19 protein-coding genes are annotated in these 20461 nt (G+C 25.4%); 6 read left to right on the top strand and 13 right to left on the bottom strand.

The window, feature by feature from the left end; translation table 11 throughout:
- Positions 1–153 precede the first annotated feature (153 nt).
- The 3 genes from BN7997_RS05310 (at position 154) to BN7997_RS15195 (ending at position 2987) form a co-directional block, all read left to right on the top strand.
- Complete coding sequence (locus BN7997_RS05310) at positions 154–972, top strand: pyridoxamine kinase (protein WP_083335014.1); 819 nt, start codon at positions 154–156, stop codon at positions 970–972.
- Positions 973–1170: 198 nt separating this feature from the next.
- Positions 1171–1491, top strand: a complete 321-nt coding sequence (locus BN7997_RS05305) for a YlbF/YmcA family competence regulator (protein ID WP_071119820.1) — start codon at positions 1171–1173, stop codon at positions 1489–1491.
- Positions 1492–1656: 165 nt separating this feature from the next.
- Positions 1657–2987 (top strand): IS3 family transposase gene (locus BN7997_RS15195; protein WP_408638337.1). Its coding sequence is split into 2 segments (ribosomal slippage): positions 1657–2044 and positions 2044–2987, totalling 1332 coding nucleotides; the frame shifts between segments, so codons are not numbered across the junction.
- Between the two features lie 61 nt (positions 2988–3048).
- Here BN7997_RS15195 and BN7997_RS05290 read toward each other — a convergent pair.
- From BN7997_RS05290 to BN7997_RS05275, 4 genes are all read right to left on the bottom strand, one after another.
- Positions 3049–4218, bottom strand: a complete 1170-nt coding sequence (locus tag BN7997_RS05290) for a hypothetical protein (protein ID WP_071119818.1) — start codon at positions 4216–4218, stop codon at positions 3049–3051.
- Between the two features lie 161 nt (positions 4219–4379).
- Positions 4380–4937 (bottom strand): hypothetical protein, encoded by a 558-nt coding sequence (locus BN7997_RS05285; RefSeq protein WP_071119817.1) that lies wholly within the window; start codon positions 4935–4937, stop codon positions 4380–4382.
- 80 nt (positions 4938–5017) lie between these two features.
- Positions 5018–6049, bottom strand: a complete 1032-nt coding sequence (locus tag BN7997_RS05280; protein WP_071119816.1) for a M42 family metallopeptidase — start codon at positions 6047–6049, stop codon at positions 5018–5020.
- 16 nt (positions 6050–6065) lie between these two features.
- On the bottom strand, positions 6066–7394 hold the full coding sequence (locus BN7997_RS05275) for a nucleoside recognition domain-containing protein (RefSeq protein WP_071119815.1): 1329 nt from the start codon (positions 7392–7394) through the stop codon (positions 6066–6068).
- A gap of 142 nt (positions 7395–7536) precedes the next feature.
- Here BN7997_RS05275 and BN7997_RS05270 point away from each other — a divergent pair, with 142 nt between their 5' ends.
- Positions 7537–8658 (top strand): MGDG synthase family glycosyltransferase, encoded by a 1122-nt coding sequence (locus BN7997_RS05270; RefSeq protein WP_071119814.1) that lies wholly within the window; start codon positions 7537–7539, stop codon positions 8656–8658.
- 7 nt (positions 8659–8665) lie between these two features.
- On the opposite strand, the gene BN7997_RS05265 is transcribed toward BN7997_RS05270, so the two are convergent.
- The 3 genes from BN7997_RS05265 to BN7997_RS05250 form a co-directional block, all read right to left on the bottom strand.
- Positions 8666–9355, bottom strand: a complete 690-nt coding sequence (locus BN7997_RS05265; RefSeq protein WP_071119813.1) for a hypothetical protein — start codon at positions 9353–9355, stop codon at positions 8666–8668.
- A 135-nt stretch (positions 9356–9490) separates the two neighbouring features.
- On the bottom strand, positions 9491–10300 hold the full coding sequence (locus tag BN7997_RS05260) for a M23 family metallopeptidase (protein WP_071119812.1): 810 nt from the start codon (positions 10298–10300) through the stop codon (positions 9491–9493).
- Positions 10301–10916: 616 nt separating this feature from the next.
- Complete coding sequence (locus BN7997_RS05250; protein WP_071119810.1) at positions 10917–12815, bottom strand: type I glutamate--ammonia ligase; 1899 nt, start codon at positions 12813–12815, stop codon at positions 10917–10919.
- Between the two features lie 285 nt (positions 12816–13100).
- Between BN7997_RS05250 and BN7997_RS05245 the strand changes: the two genes are divergently transcribed.
- On the top strand, positions 13101–13877 hold the full coding sequence (locus BN7997_RS05245) for a 3'-5' exonuclease (protein WP_071119809.1): 777 nt from the start codon (positions 13101–13103) through the stop codon (positions 13875–13877).
- 48 nt (positions 13878–13925) lie between these two features.
- Here BN7997_RS05245 and BN7997_RS05240 read toward each other — a convergent pair whose 3' ends face one another.
- From BN7997_RS05240 to BN7997_RS05225, 4 genes are all read right to left on the bottom strand, one after another.
- The gene (locus BN7997_RS05240; protein WP_071119808.1) at positions 13926–15251 is read right to left on the bottom strand and encodes an IS3 family transposase; all 1326 of its coding nucleotides are present in this window, start codon (positions 15249–15251) and stop codon (positions 13926–13928) included.
- Positions 15252–15368: 117 nt separating this feature from the next.
- The gene (locus tag BN7997_RS05235) at positions 15369–15695 is read right to left on the bottom strand and encodes a hypothetical protein (protein WP_071119807.1); all 327 of its coding nucleotides are present in this window, start codon (positions 15693–15695) and stop codon (positions 15369–15371) included.
- 106 nt (positions 15696–15801) lie between these two features.
- Positions 15802–16554: an exodeoxyribonuclease III gene (locus BN7997_RS05230; protein ID WP_071119806.1), complete on the bottom strand. Its 753-nt coding sequence runs from the start codon at positions 16552–16554 to the stop codon at positions 15802–15804.
- A 68-nt stretch (positions 16555–16622) separates the two neighbouring features.
- On the bottom strand, positions 16623–17567 hold the full coding sequence (locus BN7997_RS05225; RefSeq protein WP_071119805.1) for a galactose-1-phosphate uridylyltransferase: 945 nt from the start codon (positions 17565–17567) through the stop codon (positions 16623–16625).
- A 194-nt stretch (positions 17568–17761) separates the two neighbouring features.
- Between BN7997_RS05225 and BN7997_RS05220 the strand changes: the two genes are divergently transcribed.
- Positions 17762–18961 carry a pyridoxal phosphate-dependent aminotransferase gene (locus BN7997_RS05220; RefSeq protein ID WP_071119804.1) on the top strand — a complete coding sequence of 400 codons (1200 nt, stop codon included), beginning with the start codon at positions 17762–17764 and terminating at the stop codon, positions 18959–18961.
- Between the two features lie 64 nt (positions 18962–19025).
- On the opposite strand, the gene BN7997_RS05215 is transcribed toward BN7997_RS05220, so the two are convergent.
- Positions 19026–19478: a MarR family winged helix-turn-helix transcriptional regulator gene (locus BN7997_RS05215; RefSeq protein ID WP_071119803.1), complete on the bottom strand. Its 453-nt coding sequence runs from the start codon at positions 19476–19478 to the stop codon at positions 19026–19028.
- Positions 19479–19867: 389 nt separating this feature from the next.
- The coding region (locus BN7997_RS05210; RefSeq protein WP_143023224.1) for an IS256 family transposase at positions 19868–20461 on the bottom strand (594 nt) is incomplete at its 5' end.

Genomic DNA, 20461 nt, shown 5'->3' with positions numbered 1-20461 from the left:
TCTTTTATATTTTCTATTATTATGTCCAAATAAATTTATAAAATAAATAACTATTTTTCATTTAGTTTATATTTTTTTTAGATATATTGTATAATTATATAGTTATATAAATTACATATAATTTCTTTAAAATTTACGGAGGTGCTATATAATTTGAAAAAAATAGCTGCAATAAATGATTTATCAGGAATTGGTAGATGCTCATTATCAGTTGCTTTGCCTATAATATCAGCATTAAAGGTTCAATGCTGCCCTTTTCCAACATCTATACTTTCTAGTCAAACAGGATATCCTAAATTTACCTTTTTAGACTTAACTAATGAAATGACTAATTATTATAAAGTATGGAAAGATTTAAATGTAAATTTTGATTGTATATATAGTGGCTTTTTAGGATCTATAGCTCAAATAGATATTGTTTCTAAATTTATAGAAGAGAATCCTAACGCTTTTATTGTTGTAGATCCTATAATGGGAGATGATGGAGTATTATACCCTATATTTAATGAAGAATCTTGTCTTAAAATTAAAGAGCTAGTTAAATTATCTAACTTAACTACTCCTAACTTAACAGAAGCATGCTTTTTGACTGGGAGAGATATAACAAAACGTGATCTTACACGTAATGAAATTGTAGAGATAGCTAAAGACATTTCTAAATTAGGTCCTGACAAGGTTATAATAACAGGAATACTAGAAGGAGATAATATTTCAAATATGGCATATGATAAAACTACTGATGAAATATTTTTTACCTCTATAAAATATAATAACTGCTCTTATAGCGGAACAGGTGATATATTTACATCTATACTTTGTGCTATGATATGTAGAGGATTTGATTTAGTATATTGCGTTAACACTGCAACTAATTTTATATACAAAGTAGTTGAATATAGTGCTAAGTTTAATAGTGATAGAAACGACGGAATAAGATTTGAAGAGTTTTTAAGCGATTTAACAAAAATTTAGGAGGTCATAAAGATCTCCTTTTTCAATATACTATTTCCTTCTAAGTCTTATTTAATACTATATGTATTATTAATTTGCAGTTATTTTTTATACACTTTTATTAGCATTTAAATATAAATATATATATTAATTATTAGTCTATTACAAGCCTTAATATTATAAACTATAATATAGAGTTTTGTAATGGGGGGATATTATATGAACATAAATCAATTATCAAAAGAGGTTGCATCATTTATAAAAAATACAAATGAATTTAAAGCTATGAATAAAAGTAAATTAGAATTGGATAAAAATAGAAACTTAAAAAGGCAATTCGATATGTATATTAATAAAAAAAATAACCTATATTCAAACTATTCTTTAGAGGATGCCTCTAAAAAGGTAAATCAATTAAATAGAGATTATAATGATTTTTTTAATTTACCTGTAGTATCAAATTATATACAAAAGACAAAAGAATTTAATAATATGATGGAAAACTTCTATAAATTAATAGAAAAAGAACTATTAAAATAAATACAGAAACTTTTTTATAAAAATAACTTAAAGAATCTCAGAAATAAAAAAGAATGCCTGTAATAAAATGTACCCTATAGAGTAGACAACTAATAAAAAGGTCTACTCTATAGGGTATTTTTGTATATAATTAAATAAATAATAATTAGATCGGAGAAAATTTTAATGAGTAAAAAATTATTTACAGAACAGGAAATAATAATATTAAAACAAAACAAATACATTAAGAAAGTAAGTTCGAAAGGTATTACCTATACCGATGAATTTAAAAAAATATTTATAAATGAAAGTATCAATGGTAAACTTCCTAGAATAATATTTGAAGAGTGTGGCTTCAATATCGATATTATAGGCATGCAAAGGATTAAATCTTCTGCTAGCAGATGGCGTACGGCCTTTAAAAATGGCGGAGCTATAAAACTTACAGATACTCGCAAATACAATACTGGAAGACCTATTGAGAAAGATCTTTCAATAGAAGAAAAATACAAAAAACTAGAAGCTAAAATGAAGTTACTTCAAGCTGAAAATGAATTACTAAAAAAGTTAGATATGATAGAAAGGAGAGTGTTAAAGAAGAAGTAAGTTTATTTTCTTGTGAAAAATATGAGATTATTAAGTCTACAATAAAAAAATATAAACTTAAAAATATGATAAGTTATTTATGTAAAGTTGCAGGTGTATCACGTTCTGGGTATTATAAATACTTCTCATCAGAAAGCAAGGATTTAAGAAAATCAAGAGAAGATAAAGATATTTTATCAAAAGAAAATGTATTAAAAGCTTTTAACTTTAAAGGACGTAAAAAAGGTGCAAGACAAATAAAAATGGTTTTAAAAGATAGATTTAATATAATATATAATTTAAAGCGTATTAGGAGAATCATGAAAAAATATGGAATAGTTTGCCCGTATAGAAAAGCGAATCCTTACAGACGTATGATGAAAGCAAGTAAAGAGCATACTATTGTTTCTAATTTCATAAACAGAGAATTTAAGCAAGATATACCATATAAAGTGCTATTAACAGATATTACATATTTAAGTTATAAAAATGGAAAAAAAGCATACTTGTCTACAATAAAAGACTCCTCTACAAATGAAATATTAGCTCATTATGTCTCAGATAACCTACGGTTAGATATTGTTTTAAATACACTAGAAAAACTTAAGTCAAATGTGAATTTAAAACTCCATAGCGAAGCTATTTTACACTCAGATCAAGGTGTTCATTACACGAGTCCTAAATTTCAAAAGCAAGTACAGCAATTAGGTTTAAAACAATCTATGTCAAGGAGAGGCAATTGCTGGGACAATGCTCCACAAGAATCATTCTTTGGGCATTTTAAAGATGAAGTTATTCTTAGCAAATGTAGTACATTAGAAGAAGTGATAAAAGAAATAGATGATTATATGGATTACTATAATAATTATAGATATCAATGGAATTTAAGCAAGATGACTCCTGTTCAGTACAGAAATCATCTTGTTTCTTAGAAATACCTTTTTTTAAATTGTCCTTGACAAAGGGTACACTTTATAATAGGCATTCTTTAATTTAATATATATCTCTTGGTTTCATCATGCTTTGCATCATATTTTGCATCATCATATAGTAATTCATCCACATATCATTTACATCTTGATATTGATCCATATAACCATTCATATATGGCATATCTAATGATGGATATTGTTGTGCAAAATCTCCCATACATTGCATTTGATACATGTCATACATAGGGCTTACATAAGTTGGACAATCATTCATATATAAATCTTCATTATTTATATATATTATTTCATCATCATCTTTCATATAATTCATATTACACATATCATTCATTTTTTTCTTGTTATTCATATTACACATATCATCCATTTTTTTCTTATTATTCATATTACACATATTTTTCATATCATATTTTGTTTCATTTGCTTTTTTGTTAGTGTAATTACATCCACATTTGTATTCTTCATAATTTTTATTACAGCTTGGTTTACATTTATCCATTTTAACATATTTAGGCATTGTATCATTACATTTTGTTTCTTTATAGTTACATTGGTTTAATTTCATGTTACATTTGTTAATCATATCTTCACATTTATTAGATTTTGATTCATATTCTTTTATTTTTTCTCCAGCATTTTTATAGCATTGTAATGCCTTTTCATCACACTTCATAGCTTGACAATATAATTCTTTAGCTTTTTCATTATGAACTTGAGCTTTTTCATATAAACATTTAGCTTGTTCACAATTTTCTTGTGCTTGTGCTTGAGTTTCTTCAGCCTGTTTATATAAACATTTAGCTTCTTGACAAAGATTTTCTGATTTTTCTAGTAATTGCTCAGCTTTACATTTTGCTGCTTTAGATTCTTTTTCTGCATTTTTAGCTTTCTTCATTAAATTTTGAGCATCTGCTGCTAATACTTTTGCTGATTCTTCACATTCTTTTGCCTGTTCTAGTGTTTCTTCTGCTATACATTGATGTTCCAATGCTTTTTCAAATAGCTCTTCAGCTTTTGAAGCTAAATCTGCACATGTATCAACAAATTTCACTTCACAATCATTACATATAGGTTCTATATATTTTTTTACAGATTTTTTGCAACTATTAACTGATTTACATGTATTATTAGGTTTACATGTATTTAATAATGAATCATTACACACATCTTGTTGAGGTATACATGAGCATGATGATTTTTTTTTCTTTTTCATAATAAGTCAAAACTCCTTTTGCTGTATTTTTTTCCCCCATAAGAAAAAACTTATGTTACCTAATATAATTATATGATTGGATGTAAATGTGGTTACTATTATTTATCATTATAATGAATTAAAAAAGCAGTATTAGATTATTACTAATATCTAATACTGCTTTAATTTAAAGATAATAATTCACCTTCATAATATAATTGTACTTTTTCTATCCATTGTCCTTTGTACTCTTCTTGAAGTATATTTTCTAATAAAACTTTTAATGTCTGTTCTTTAATATCTTCATTTAAATAATCTTCTTTCCAAGATACTCTTTTATTTAAACTCTCATCAAACTCTAATAACTCTATTTTTGCAATATCATTTCCATAAATTTTAACCTTCATAGGAAGATTACTAAAACATTCACTAGAAATAACACTTACTACTTTATTAACTTTTTCTTCTAAAGTTGTATTTGCTTCAATTTGTAAGTATTTAACTTGTTTATCTTCTTTAATATAATCTTGCATTAAAGTTATAGGTATTTCTACTGTACTAGATGTTTTCTTAGTCTGTTTGTTTTGAATTGACTTGTCCTTTAGTTTAGCTTCTTCATTAATCATTGAAGAAGAATTAGTTTCAATAGAACTACTTTCCTTTACTTCATTTTCCAAAGTACATGCTGTATTAAACAAAGTTAAAAAAATTATAAATAATATTATAGTTAATTTATACATTAGAATACCTCTTTTGCCTTAACTTTTAATATTATTATATCATAATATATATTTTTTTTCTAAAAATTTAAATCAAGATGTTATTTTATATAACTTATTATTAATTTTTCAGTCTCTATTATAGAACTTATATGCGTTCTTTCATATCCATGTGATGCAAAAATACCAGGACCTATTAAAGCAAATCTAGCATCCATTCCAGCTTTTAATGCTGCAGTAGCATCCGAACCATAATTTGGGTATGTATCTAATTTATAATTGATATTATTTTCCTTACACACGTCTACAAGTTTATTTATTAATTCATAATCATAAGGCCCATTTGAATCTTTAGTGCATATACAAACGTCATACTCAGATGAGTTTTGATTTTCACCTGGACATCCCATATCTACTGCTATGAATTCTACCGTATTGTCTGGAATAAAACTTGATGCACCATGACCAACTTCTTCATAATTACTGAATAAAAAATTTATATCATATTTAGGTTTTATATCATTTAGTTTTATGTATTTTATTACATGTAATATAGCTGATACAGATGCCTTATCATCTAAATATCTTGATTTTATAAAACCTGATTTAGTTATCTTTGTTCTAGTATCAAATGATACTATATCACCTACTTCTATTCCTAAATTATACACATCTTGAGGTTTACTTACTTGTTCATCTATGACTATTTCATAATTTTTACATTCTCTCTTTAAATCCTTAGCGTCATTTCCATCAATATGAACAGATGGTTTTATTGTTTGTAAAGTACCTTCATACTTTTTACCATTTCTTGTATGAATAATTACATTCTCCCCTTCTACTGAATTCATCATATATCCACCTATTTGATTAATAGATAAACGTGAATTAGACTTTACTTGTGATACTATTGCCCCTAATGTATCTATATGTGCTGAAAATGTTATACTTTTATTTGAATCTTTTCCTTTAATAGTTGCAAGTAAGGCTCCTTTATTAGATATTTTATACTCTACATTCATATCATTTAATTCTTTCTGTAGGTAATTTAACATATCTTTTGTATATCCTGTTGGACTTGGAATATTTAAAATTTCTTCTAATATTTTTGAATCAAAATAATTATTTTCCATATTATCCTCCTCTATTTTAAATTGTATATATACTGTATAAATAAATTATCATATATGATATCAGTAGAATTAATATTATTCTTAATATATATGAAATTAAAAATTCAATTTTATTTATAGGAATATTCGTAGTCTCTAAATATAAAATATTAGTAGTTATGCTTGTACACTTTAATATGCATATTATTCCTATTAATAATTTACTTGTATATCCTATATTTTTTTTTAATAAGTCTATTGCTATTACATCATTAAAAAATCCATTTACTAAAAATACACTTATTTCATCTATATTATCAAATCTTAAAATTTCTAAAATATAAGAAAAAACAATTTTTAAATCATATATAATATTTATATTATTTATTATTATATTCCCTAAATACATTATTAGTACTAAGTTAGGAATCAATCTAATTATTATGTGTATTGATTCTTCAAAATTTTTTATCATAGATTTGAATATATTTATATCTTCTTTATTCTTAATATGCTTATTTATAGAATTGATTAATTTATCACTTTTAAAATATGACTCTTTATAATTAGTCTTTATATAGTATGATTTTTTCTTTTTATTTATTGGATAAGTTCTGCATAATATAGTGTTTACTAAAATCAATATAAACATAGATAAAATAAAAAAATTTACCTTATTTATATTAAGTTCTTCTGCTATATAATTGCTAATTGAAACTGATGCTATAGAAAAGTTTAATAGTATAATACAGGCTTCCCTTTGTCTTATTTGGCCTTTTTTATATAGTAAGTTTGTCATAAAATAACCACAAAAGCAGTCATTGAATATATACATAATTATATTTAATACACTCTTACCGCTTAAATTAAATAATTTTTTCATTAATTTATGACAATAAGCCTCTACTATATCCATAAGACCAAAGTCCAATATAAATGGCATAAATATAGCGCTTAATGGTAATAATGTAATCAAATTTAATATAGTTTCCTCTAGTATTAAAGATATATTATCATCTAATAATACTATTGAGTATTTATCATAAAATATACTTATTACTATAAATATACTAAATATACTAAAGTATGAATATATTTTCTTTAAGTTACTTTTATGTTTTGACAATGTTGATTTAATAACTCCTATTGTTATATATACTATTGTACAAAGTTGTAACAAGCCTCTATAATTTACTTGTAGTTTATATGTAATATGATGTAGTATAGTTTTTGTTTGATTATCTATAGTAACAGGTATAAAAAATACTACTATCCCTATTATAGAATATATTATAACCTTCGCTACTTCAAAAAATTTATCTATTTTTATATCATTCGATTCAACCTCTTTAGATATATTCTCCATCCACACCACCTCTTATATATTTTTCAACTTTCAATAAATATTTCCTTTATTTTAATAATAACTTTCATTACTATTGCCTAAAATATTCTATAGAGGTATAATACTATAATTAATATATTTGGAAATTTAAGGAGAATGGTCAATGAGCATTAATAATAAAACAATATTAATTCTTACAGCTCAATTTGGAGCAGGTCATATAAGTGCTGCAAAAGCTATAAAGGATTATATTCTTGAAGAATACAGTGATTCAAATATACTTATTGAAAATTTTATAGATGCTAGCCTTCCTATTATGAATAAACCTATGGTTAAGCTTTATGAAAATAATACTAAGTATACACCTGGATTATACAATTACTATTATTATTTAAAAAAATCTTTTGACCCTAGACATGATATAGCACATAAATTATATACACCTAAGCTTATAGAATACATACTTAAAGTTAATCCTGATTTAATTATATCTACATTCCCACTTGCAGCCGCTTGTGTTTATAATTTCAGAGAGAAGTACAATCATATAAATATCCCTACATTAACTGTTATAACTGATGTTGTAGATAGTTTAGAATGGGTTTACCCTAATACAGATATGTACTTTGTTCCTTCTTGTGAAATAAAAAATAGATTTGTACAAAAAGGTATACACCCTAGTAAAATTAAAGTAACTGGTGTACCAATCAGTAAAAACTTTAATGTTAGTAGTAAAGATATAACCCCAGGAAAATATAAATTATTATTACTTGGTGGTGGTAGAGGTTTATTTGATGTAAGTGAAGAATTTATGTATTGGATAGATAACTTTATTGAAGATCATAAAGAAAATTTAGAAGTTACAATAGTTACAGGTAGTAACTCTAAATTATATAGCAACCTTACAGAAAAAAAGCCACTTAATAATATTAAAGTTTTAGGATTTGTAAATAATATGTATGAATTATTAGAAGAAAGTGACTTGATAATAACAAAGCCTGGAGGTGCTACTTTATTCGAGGCCATATATGCTAACACTCCAGTTATAGTTAAATCTCCTAAAGTAGGTCAAGAAATAGAAAATGCTAAATTCATAATTGATAAAGGAATTGGCTTAATTTATAATGACGAAAAAGATTTAGAAGATATATTTACTAAAATAGTTGATGATGAATTTGAACCATTAATGCGTTTTATGAAAGATAATATGAGTGAATTTAAAAAGTCAATACATCCAGATAAAATCTGCGAATATATATCAGAAATAATAAATAACAAGAGCTAGACTCTTGTTATTTATTCATATTTTTATATTGTTCTATGTCTATTACCCTGCAATTTATTGGTGATTTTTTTATTCTAGAGCTTCTCTTTTTTATTGTTATGTTATTCTTTAACTTAGACATAAGTTTAGACACCATATACATTTCATATATTATAAATGCTATATTAAGTAGTACTTGTATCATAAAGTTATTTTCATAACTTTCAAATCCAAAAATATATATTGAAAATACTCTTATAAGTATTAAGGATACTAAATGAATTGTAAATATAAAAGATAAATTTTTAAAATCATTATCTAAATTAATTTTTTTTATATTATTAAGTATTCTTAGATTATTATCATTCTTACATTTTCTTATATCTATATATATCTGTCTAAATATATTTTTATTTAATAGTAGTGGTAACACAATAATTAGGGTCAGTACTATCATCAAACATGTATCATATATATACATATCAAATCCCTTCTGTACTTTTTGTCTAAATAAAAACATTAAAATATATGTAGTAGAAAATATAATTCCACTTACATTAATTCTCGATTCCCTTTTTTTAGTTATTATAGTATAAATACTCAGAATAAATACTAAAGCTGATGCAAAATATATAATTGTGCTATAATTTGTAAATGCTAATAATATTATCGGAGATATTATATATACTATTGAGTCAGATAATAGCTTATTTTTCAAAATGCCCTCCCCCTTTAAATGATTGTCTATTAATTATCATTTATATAATTCTACTTTTATCAAATAAACCCTCTTAAACTTTACTTTATGAGTATATTAAATTTTCCTAGAATATTTATTCCTTCGATTTTTAATCTAGTTTACAACATTTATTGGATTTATATTTTCATTATTTATTATAGTTTCAAAATGAAGATGATTTCCTGTCGAATTTCCAGTTGTACCTACTTTTGCAATAACCTGTCCAGCTTTAACTACATCTCCTTCTTCAACTACATTTGAATTATTATGTGCATATAAAGTTTCTTTTCCATCAAAATGTTTTATTTTAATTACATTTCCATATCCATTCATTACTCCTGAGAATGAAATTATACCATCATCACAAGATAATATATCTGTATCCTGTGGAGCTGGGATATCTATCCCTTTGTGAAAACTTTGTTTACCTGTAATTGGATGAATTCTTTGTCCAAATGGAGAACTTATTTCTTTATATGATTTAACTGGCCATATTCCTTTTAAATATTCCGTGTTGTTTAAACTAAGCTCTTCTTTTTTTTCTTCCTCTATTTGCTTTTCTAATTTAACACTTTCTATCATATAATCTTGTAATTTAGATTCTAGTTCAATTTTCTTTTTTGCTAAATTTTCTAGCTCAGTTTTTTCTATGTATTCTTTTGATACTGTACTTGTTTGCACAAAGCTTACAGTTACAACTTCTACCTGAGTATTATTATTTTTACACTCTACCATTGAATTAATTTCATTTTGTAAATTTTCAATTTCTAAACTTAATTCTTTTTGGATATCTTTATTTTCAATTAATAAGTCTATTTTATTTTCTAGTTCAATAGCGTATACATTAGAATCTTCTTTTTTATAAATAGAAAATCCTAAAACTAAAGTTGCAAATACTGCAATAAACCTTATATATTTTTTCATATATTTTCACTCCTTTTTTAACCATTTATTAATATTGACATGTTTTTTTTATTTTATTACATATTTTTTTGTACTAACATATTCTATAAATTTAAATATTATATATTATTAATATACTTTTATTTGTAACTAATATAGTGATGGAGGTTCTATAATGGTTAAAATTTATAGTTTATTATTTGGTATTATAGCCTCAGTGTCTATATCTCTTTATTCATTTATGTATATACTTAGAAATATTTATTATTATTTTGAAAATAAGTCTTTAAGGAGGTTCATAAATAAACTTTTACCATTTTTTTCAAAATACAATTCTTTATTATTAGTGTTAGCTTTAGTTAGCTCTATACTTCATATATTAGGTATATTTATTAATACACCTATTCTTAACACAGGATATGCAGTTTTTTTTATATTACTTCTGGTTACTAAATTCACTTTCTTTGGATCTAAAAATTCTAATAATAGCTATCTACTAAATGTTCTTTCTTATTTACTTTTATTTGCTTTAGTTATCCATTACTTTATATAAATATATCTTTATATAAAATTTAATTTTTGAAATGTAAAAAAGAGGACCTCTCCTTATATAAGTGTCCTCTTTCCTTTTTGTTGCTTAATATATATTTTTCTTATATCTTACATATAATTGTTGTATTTCTTCCATATTAGCTTTTAATTCTAATTGTAAATTTGAAGCTCTTGCATAATCTTTAACTTCCAATGCTTCCTTTATTTGAGTAAATAAAGATTTTTTTGTTAGTGTATCTTTCATTACATTAAACTTTATATCAGCTATAGAATTCCACATAACCTCATCTAAAGCATCCCTATTTTCTTTTTCATGTAATTTTGAATAACTTCTTATGCTATCCATAGCATCATCAATTATCCTATTACTTAATTCTTTTTTCCATTTCTTTATAGCCCCAACCTTAAATGATTCTATTATAGCATCTGTAAATACATTTCCTTGTTTTAATGAGTCTAACTTGTTTTTATACTTTTCAAGATTTTGCATATTTTCATAAACTGTCGCTGATGGAACTGAGAATCTTTCATTTCTTTCTTCCATTGTATAATGCTCAAATACATCATTTTCATCTCTATACATTCTATCTTTTTCTAAATAGAACCCCTCTTCACCTAGTCCCTTGCTCAATTCTTTTTCAAGGTCTTTAGTTGATAATTTACTTTGAGCACTAGCCTTTATACCATCTAACATAACTTGATAACATCCAGCTAAAACTAAATATGTATTTGATAATGGATTTGGTGATCTTAATTCAAATCTTACAGTTTTAGGATTTTTTATATCCCTAATTAATCCTACAAGTACTGATCTATTTCTTGATGGTATTTCATAACTATGACCTAATGAAGTTACCGTACAAACAGGTGCTTCAAATCCAGGAACTAATCTATTAAATCCATCATTTGTAGATGTTACAAATGGATTTAATACTTCATAGTTACGAAGTAATCCCATAAGTGCTCCATATCCTAACTCACTTAAATAATCATTTTTCATATCTTTTGGTGCAAATATATTTACTATTTTTCCGTTCTTAAGCTTTGCACTAGCACCAACATGAGTATGCCCTCCGCTACCAGCAACTCCATGTATTGGTTTAGCTTTGAATGTAACTTCTAACCCATTTGATGTAAATATATCTTCTATAACTTCTCTTACTATTAATTCACTATCTGCAGCTTGAAGAGGAGATGAAAATTTCCATGATATTTCTAGCTGTTCCATAGCGTGATTAGTCTTCCCATCTATACTTATAGAACTGTTTATTCCTCCAACTTCCTTATGAGCCATTTCTGGATTTACCCCTATATTTTGAAGTGCAATTAAACTTTTCTCTAAACAAGTTCTAATTATACCATGAGTTCTTTTCCAATACTGCTCTTTTAGACTTTGAGATACATATAACTTTTCTAAATCAGCTTTATCTTCTGGAGTATTTACCCAAAATTCTAGCTCTGTAGCTGATGTTAATATTATATCTTCTATATCCGATACACTATCTATCCCTATATTATTTATAACATGAGGATATTTTTCAAATATTTCAAATAATGATGTCTTAAAATACTTTTCTGCTCTTTGTAAAACCCCTCTTGAACATACTTTCTTATTATCATGTATTAAAAATGCTGGTATTCTAAGTGTACCTATTGGTAAATTTAATTCACTATCAATATGTTCCATATTATAATCTATATACCACTTACAATCTGAATCTGGCTTTAGATCTACTTTTGCATTATTTAAAGTAGCTATATTGTAAAGCTCAACACTTGAGCCATCTGTTTGAACTGCTGATTCTAAAAAGTCATTTATATCTTCTAAAAATAACTCTACAGGTATTTTTTCATCAGTTGCATTTCCACCTAAATCTATCCCCATAAGTGATACAAATTTTATTTGCGGATTTGCTGTTAAAATCTCTTTTAAATCTTTTTCATTATGTTTTTCTTTTTCTATCGTATATAATAAGCCTTTCATACTGTCACTCCCCTAATTTTCAATATCGTATTTTATCTTATTATCCAACATTTTTATTCGTATTTTTATTTATACTTATTATATATTAGATATATAAAGTTCGCAATATTTTTTATTTTTTATTTTATATAAATACTTATATTTAAAAGTTTAACTTTTATATAAATATAGGGTATACTAAAAATAGAAAAATATTTTGGTATACTAAACAATATAGTTATTAATCATATACTTTTTGTAATATAAATTTAATATATCAGTTACTTAATTTAGGAGAGAATTATTATGGAATATGTAGTTTTCGATTTAGAGTTTAACCAAGGCTTTGATAAAACTCTTAATAAGACAGTGTCTAATGAAAGGTGTCCATTTGAAATAATTCAAATAGGTGCTATAAAATTAGATTCTCATTTTAATATAATAGATACTTTTAATAGCTATGTTAAGCCACAGCTATATAAATCTATACACCCTTTTGTAGGCAAAATGACTGGAATAAAATCTGAAGATGTTATGGATGCACCATCATTTCCTCAAGTATATAAAGAATTTAAAAAATTTGTATCTACCAAGAAAAATACAGTTCTTTGTGTATGGGGAACAGGAGACTTGAAAGAATTATTCAGAAATATAACTTACTATGATTTACCTTATAAAACTCTTACAAAATCATATATAAATATTCAACACTACGCATCTAGATACTTTAATAATCCCGCTGGTAAAAGTATCGGCCTTCAAAATGCTATACAAATATTAAATTTAGATCAGGATAAATCTTATCATAATGCTTTAAATGATGCTTATTATACAGCTCAAGTATTTATAAGAATATATAATCCAAGTATAGTTCCTGATGTTTATATGTATACTACAGTTAAGCCGTCTTCAGCAAAAAAGAATATTAAAAAGCAAATTAATTATGATAAGCTATTTGCTGAATTTGCTAAGATTCTTCAAAGAGATTTAACCAAAGAGGATAAAAAAATAATAGATCTAGCTTATAAAATGGGTAAAACAAACCAGTTTTTAACTGAGTCAACCATATATAAAAAAAGATAGACAATAATAAAATGGACCCTTTGTCAAGTACACTAGAAAAAAGGGTTCTTAAGAAGTTACTAAAAGCTGATTCCTGTATTGCACAGGAGTCAGCTTTTTTAAATTCCACTGGCAACGTTCATTATTGTAATAATCCATGTAATCATCTATCAATATTTTAAGTTCTTCTATTGTTTCACAGCTTTTATAATCAATTTCATCCTTCATATGTCCGAAGAATGATTCTTGCGGAGCATTATCCCAACAATTGCCTCTACGAGACATAGATTGACCCAAGTTATATTTTTTAAGCAATTTTTGAAAGATTGGACTTGTATAATGAGAGCCTTGGTCAGAATGAATAAATGCATCTTTATGTAATTTAAATGACTTTAGTTTAACTAATTTATTTATAGTTTCAGTTACAATATCTATAGCTAAGTTATTAGAAAGATTATAGGCTAATATTTCATTTGTTGATGAATCTTTTATTGTAGATAAATATGCCATCTTATTATTGCCGTACGGCATATATGTAATATCAGTTAACATTACCTTACCAGGTATGTTTTGCTTAAATTCTCTATTTAGTCTATTAGGAGCTACTCTATGCTCCTTTGTAGCCTTAGCAATACGCTTATATGGATTAGCTTTACGTATAGGACAAGTAATATTATATTTTCTCATAATTCTTTGGATTTTCTTTCTATTCATTATAATATTGAATTTATTTTCTAATACCATTTTTATAGACCTAGATCCTTTCTTATATCCACGATAGTTAAATGCTTTTAAGATAATTTCTTTAGATATAAGATCTTTATTTTCCTTTATACTTCTAGTCTTAAAATTATTTAAAAAATTATAGTAACCTGAAGTAGAGACATTAGCAATTTTACATAAATGTCTCGTCATGTTTTTAAGATTGAAACTTTGAATTAAATTTTGTATTAGTCTAAATATTTTAGATGCAGGTATATTCTTATTTATCACCTGCCTTTCTTGCAGCTCTAACTTTTTTATCAATTCAAGCTCCGCTTTAAGATACTCTATTTCAGCATCTTTTTTAGCGATAATCTCTTCAATAGTTAATTCTCTATTAAGTGTTCTTCCTGAATTTAAAGTCCTAGTATCTTCTAAACCTAAAATACCTTTATCGTTATATGCTTTTCTCCATCTTAGACTAGCAGAATCTATACGTTTAATTCCAATTATATTAACATCAAATCCTGCATCTTCAAAAATAGCTCTTGAAGTTTTCCCATTCTCATATTCAGCAATAAACTGCAATTTAAACTCATTAGTATAAGTTATACCTTTAGCAGTTACATTTTTTACATATTTATTTTTAGATAATTCTAATATTTCTTGTTCTGTAAATATTTTTTTACTCATCTTATAATCACCTCTTAGTTAATATTGTACAAAAAAAGATCCCATATAGACAGACACGCTTTTTCTCGTGTCCACCATATAGGATCCATTTTATAAATTTGTCTATCTTTTTTATAATTATATGTTTATAAATATCATCTTTATAGCTTCATATTGTGCAAACTCTACACTTACAATCCCTTTTTTATCCTCTCGAGAATGTATAGTGTTTCCTATAAATACATCACCTTCATAAAAATCATCACATTCTCTTTCTAAAAACTCTATAAGATCATGTACTTTTATTGAGTTTTGCTCTGACTTTAATAAAGATATACTATTTACTTCATGATTTTTATATATTGATTCTATACCATATAAAAGGTTGTCCTCTTTTATGTATACAACTTCTCCACCTAATTCTTTTCCTTTTATTAATTTATTTTTAAAATCTAATAAATTCATTAATAAATATACCCCCTAATAATAAAATATTTAATAATCTTATACATTATATTATCCTACAGTATATTTTATTAATAATTTTATATAATTATGATATAAATTAATACTATTTTAAAACTAATTCAACGGGGCAGTGATCTGATCCCAATATTTCAGTGTGTATATCTGCACTAACTAATCTATCTTTTAATTTTTCAGATGCTAAGAAATAGTCAATTCTCCATCCTGAGTTATTTTTTCTTGCATTGAATCTATATGACCACCAAGAATATATACCCTCTTTATTTGGATTAAAATATCTGTATGTATCGATAAATCCATTATTTAATAAAGTAGTTAATTTTTCTCTCTCTTCATCTGTAAACCCTGCATTTTTTCTATTTGTTTTAGGATTTTTTAAGTCTATTTCTTTGTGAGCTACATTTAAATCACCGCAAACTATTACAGGCTTTATATTATCTAATTTTTTTAAGTATTCTCTAAAATCATCTTCCCATTTCATCCTATAGTCAAGTCTTTTTAATTCACTTTGAGAATTTGGTGTATATACTGTTATAAAATAAAAATCTTCAAATTCTAATGTTATAACTCTACCTTCATTGTCGTGTTCTTCTATATCTATTCCATATGATACACTTATAGGCTTTTTCTTAGTAAATATAGCTGTACCAGAATAACCCTTCTTTTGTGCATAATTCCAATAATCATAGTATCCTTCTAAATTTAAATCTATTTGACCTTCTTGAAGTTTAGTCTCTTGTAAGCAAAATATATCTGCATCAACTTCTTTAAAATAGTCTAAAAATCCTTTAGTAACACAGGCTCTTATGCCGTTTACATTCCATGATATAAATTTCATATTGTCCTCCAAATTGTTGTATATTGATATTTTTATATTACCCTTAGTTGTAAACATTTTAACATTTATTAAAACTTTATTTTATTTGCTATATCTTTAGGTTCTATTGAAGATACATATAACCCAGTACCTAATTCAAATCCACCAAAGCTATACTTTCTAGGAATTATATGTATATGTACATTAAAATAATTTCCCTCAATATTCTTAGGGTGAGAATGTATAAATATATTAAATGGTAAATTTCCATTTACTTTAAACAAATTTGAAAATAAATTTTTAAATATTATAGATAATTCTCTAATATCTTTATTGCATATATTTTCAAATTTTATATTTTTTTTAAATATAATTCTAATCTCTCCTGTATACTTTGTTGATTTTGGTACTAAAGTTAAAAAACTTTCACTGTTATTTATAACTCTCTCTTTTTCTTTTATTTCTTCATTTATAATATCATCATATAAGTATCTTTTATTTTCTATATAATACTGTTTTGATATATTAATCTCTCTTTCTATGTCAGGTGGTATTATCGATATAGAAACTATCTGAGAGTGCGGATGATTTAAAGATGCGCCTGCTTGTCTTAAATAATTTTTAAATATACTTACATATTGTACCTTTTCATCTTTTATAAGATTTGAATATCTATCTTTATACATTAAAAGCATATTATAAAACTCATCTTCATCCATATTATAAAAATTTCCATTATGTCTATAAGTATCTATCATCACTTCATGGCTTCCATATATGCTTTTTTGTGAATTATCTACTATTGGAAACTTATTATCTATAGATCTTACTATCCAACCATTTTCATCTTCTATCTTAAACTTTGATTTTGGAGTATAATGTTCATTTCCTTTACAAAATGGACAATCTTTATTATACTCAGCTATTATACTTTCCTCATTTTCATTAATAACTTTATCCATAGGCCTTCTCGCTCTATCTTTTGCAAAAATTACTATATCATTATTTATCTCATCAACCCTTATCTCTTTCATATTCAGCACCTCTTCGTTACTATTTTACCATATCATCTACCTTTTTATAGGTAAATAATAATCTTTTATTGTATTTATTTATAAATAAATTTTTGTACTTTTTATATTAATGATTTTTGATTTTAAACATGTTATTATAATCTTAAGTTAAATAAATATATATACAAATGTATATATATTAAGGGGGTTTTTTAATGAGATATTCAGAGAGAATAACTACTATGCAATCTTCTCCAATTAGAAAGTTGGCTCATATAGCTAGTAGTGCTAAAGCTAAAGGAATTAAAATTTATCATTTAAATATAGGTCAACCAGACATCAAAACTCCTAAAGTTTTTTTTGAGGCAGTAAAAAATTTTAATAATGAAGTCTTAGAATATGCTGTTTCCCCAGGACTCCCTGAGCTAATATCCTCACTTCAACAATATTACACTACATATAATATGGATTTCGAATCTGATGAAATATTAGTAACTAATGGTGGTAGTGAAGCATTATTATTTGCGCTTATGGCAACTTGTGATCCTAAAGATAATATATTAGTTCCAGAACCATTCTACAGTAACTATAATGGATTTAGCCAATCTATAAATGTTAATATTACACCTATTACAACTAAAGCTGAAGAAGGATTCCATCTACCTAGCAAGGAAAAAATTCAATCACTAATCACTTCTAAAACTAAGGCAATACTAATTTCTAATCCTGGTAATCCAACTGGTACTGTATATACAAAAAAAGAACTTTACATGATTTCAGAAATAGCTAAAGAAAATGACTTATGGATAATATCTGATGAAGTATATAGAGAGTTTGTTTATGATGGACTTGAGTATACGAGTTTTGGAAATATAAAAGAAGTCGAAGATAGAGTTATAATAATAGACAGTGTATCTAAAAGATATAGTGCTTGTGGTGCAAGAATAGGTTCTATAGCGTCTAAAGATAAAACCCTTATTGCTGAAATATTAAAATTATGTCAAGGCAGGCTATGTGTTTCTACATTAGATCAAGTAGGATCAGTTGAACTCTATAATACTCCATCATCTTATTTTACTGAAGTTAATAATGAATACAAAAATAGAAGAGATGTTTTATATAATGAATTAATTAAAGTCAAGGGAGTTATTTGTAAAAAACCAGCTGGAGCATTTTACATTGTTGCAAAATTACCGATTGAAAATGCTGAAGATTTTGTTATATGGATGCTTACTGATTTTAATAAAGATGGAGAAACCGTTATGGCGTGTCCTGCTGAAGACTTTTATGCTACCCCTGGGCTTGGCAGAGATGAAATAAGACTTGCATATGTACTAAAGGAAGATGACCTTCATAAAGCTGCTATAATATTAAAAGAAGGTTTAGAAAAATATTTAGAATTAAAAAACAAATAAAATTTTAAACTAATTATCAAATATTGATTCTTAATATAGTAAAGGCAACCTATAACGGTTGCTTTTATCCTTGTTCATATTTATCAAATATCTCTTCTAATGTTTTTACTGCACCAATATATTTTTTCTTATCTTCTTCAGTAAGCTTAATAAGCCTTTCTTCTAAACTAAGCTTTAACTTATCTACAAAATCAGAAGCAATTCCTTCTCCACGTTCAGTTATAGTTATTAGGTACTTTCTTCTATCAGATATATCTCTCTCCCTTGTAACATAACCCTTTTTTGTTAAATCATCTACCATGCTAGTTAAACTACCCTTTTCAATATTTAGCTTATTACATAAAGCTGTCATACTTATTGCCCCATTATTTTTTAAAGTAATTAAAGCCCTTAGTTGTGTTTTATTAACACTATATGTAGATGCATATTGTTTTAAATATTCTAAGTAAAAACTAGAATATATCTTTGGAAATGTCTTTGATAAAAAATTTATTGTATCAGACACTATAAATTTCATTTTATCACCCCAGATGCAAAATTTGTTAATTTGCTAACTACAATATAGTTTACATTAAATAATTTATTAGTACAATATAGTTTACATTAAATAATTTATTAGTACAATAGTTTTTAAAAGATAAAATAGTTAAAAACATTATAATTATGTTTATTTAAGTGACCTATAAAATTATTATAAAAATTCGATTTACTCAAAATGTAATTTTTTAAGAGAATGTCTATAGATTTGTGTAAATAAGATTTTTTATAATTTATATTACTGGAAATTTTAAATTCCAGTAATATTTTTTTATTTTTGAGAAATACTAATACTGGAATTCTTTACACAATTATTATGTGTTTAATTTAATTATTTATACACTAAATTTTCCATAATTTCAAAAAAACTTATATTGTGTAAGAGTTAGGTATCCTTTCTCCAAACATGATTGTAAGCTGTCCTAAAGTAGACGCCCAATTTTGGTTTGGAGAGGTCCATTTCTCCATAATTTTCATGGTAGATAAATATAGTGATTTTCTTAGTGACTCATCTGTTGGGAATACAGTTCTTACCTTAGTATATTTTCTTAACTGTCTATTAAATCCCTCAAGAGCATTTGTAGTATAAATAATTCTTCTAATTTCATGTGGATACTCAAAATACGTATTCAGATTACTCCAGTTATTGTACCAGGAATCTATTACAACAGAATATTTTGAATACCATTTTTCCTTAAGAATATCTAAATTTTTAAGTGCTGTTTCTTCATTAAATGCTCTATAAACACTTTTTAAATCTTTCATAAACTCTCTCTGATCTTTTGATGCTATATATTTAAGAGAGTTTCTAATTTGATGAACTATACAAGTTTGAATACTTACATCTGGATATACAGTTTTAATTGCCTCAGGTAGACCTTTTAAACCATCCATACATGCAATTAAAATATCATCTACGCCTCTATTTTTCAAATCATTACAAACTGATAGCCAAAATTTTGC

The organism is Romboutsia timonensis (assembly GCF_900106845.1).
Classification (GTDB): domain Bacteria; phylum Bacillota; class Clostridia; order Peptostreptococcales; family Peptostreptococcaceae; genus Romboutsia; species Romboutsia timonensis.
Note: the sequence above shows the minus strand (reverse complement) of the source record. Positions and strands in the feature narration are given on the sequence as shown.

Coding starts and splice junctions, on each gene's coding strand:
- BN7997_RS05305 (WP_071119820.1), top strand. CDS start 1,171: ATGAACATAAATCAATTATCAAAAGAGGTTGCATCATTTATAAAAAAT.
- BN7997_RS05290 (WP_071119818.1), bottom strand. CDS start 4,218: ATGAAAAAGAAAAAAAAATCATCATGCTCATGTATACCTCAACAAGAT.
- BN7997_RS05285 (WP_071119817.1), bottom strand. CDS start 4,937: ATGTATAAATTAACTATAATATTATTTATAATTTTTTTAACTTTGTTT.
- BN7997_RS05280 (WP_071119816.1), bottom strand. CDS start 6,049: ATGGAAAATAATTATTTTGATTCAAAAATATTAGAAGAAATTTTAAAT.
- BN7997_RS05275 (WP_071119815.1), bottom strand. CDS start 7,394: ATGGAGAATATATCTAAAGAGGTTGAATCGAATGATATAAAAATAGAT.
- BN7997_RS05270 (WP_071119814.1), top strand. CDS start 7,537: ATGAGCATTAATAATAAAACAATATTAATTCTTACAGCTCAATTTGGA.
- BN7997_RS05260 (WP_071119812.1), bottom strand. CDS start 10,300: ATGAAAAAATATATAAGGTTTATTGCAGTATTTGCAACTTTAGTTTTA.
- BN7997_RS05250 (WP_071119810.1), bottom strand. CDS start 12,815: ATGAAAGGCTTATTATATACGATAGAAAAAGAAAAACATAATGAAAAA.
- BN7997_RS05245 (WP_071119809.1), top strand. CDS start 13,101: ATGGAATATGTAGTTTTCGATTTAGAGTTTAACCAAGGCTTTGATAAA.
- BN7997_RS05240 (WP_071119808.1), bottom strand. CDS start 15,251: ATGAGTAAAAAAATATTTACAGAACAAGAAATATTAGAATTATCTAAA.
- BN7997_RS05235 (WP_071119807.1), bottom strand. CDS start 15,695: ATGAATTTATTAGATTTTAAAAATAAATTAATAAAAGGAAAAGAATTA.
- BN7997_RS05230 (WP_071119806.1), bottom strand. CDS start 16,554: ATGAAATTTATATCATGGAATGTAAACGGCATAAGAGCCTGTGTTACT.
- BN7997_RS05225 (WP_071119805.1), bottom strand. CDS start 17,567: ATGAAAGAGATAAGGGTTGATGAGATAAATAATGATATAGTAATTTTT.
- BN7997_RS05220 (WP_071119804.1), top strand. CDS start 17,762: ATGAGATATTCAGAGAGAATAACTACTATGCAATCTTCTCCAATTAGA.
- BN7997_RS05215 (WP_071119803.1), bottom strand. CDS start 19,478: ATGAAATTTATAGTGTCTGATACAATAAATTTTTTATCAAAGACATTT.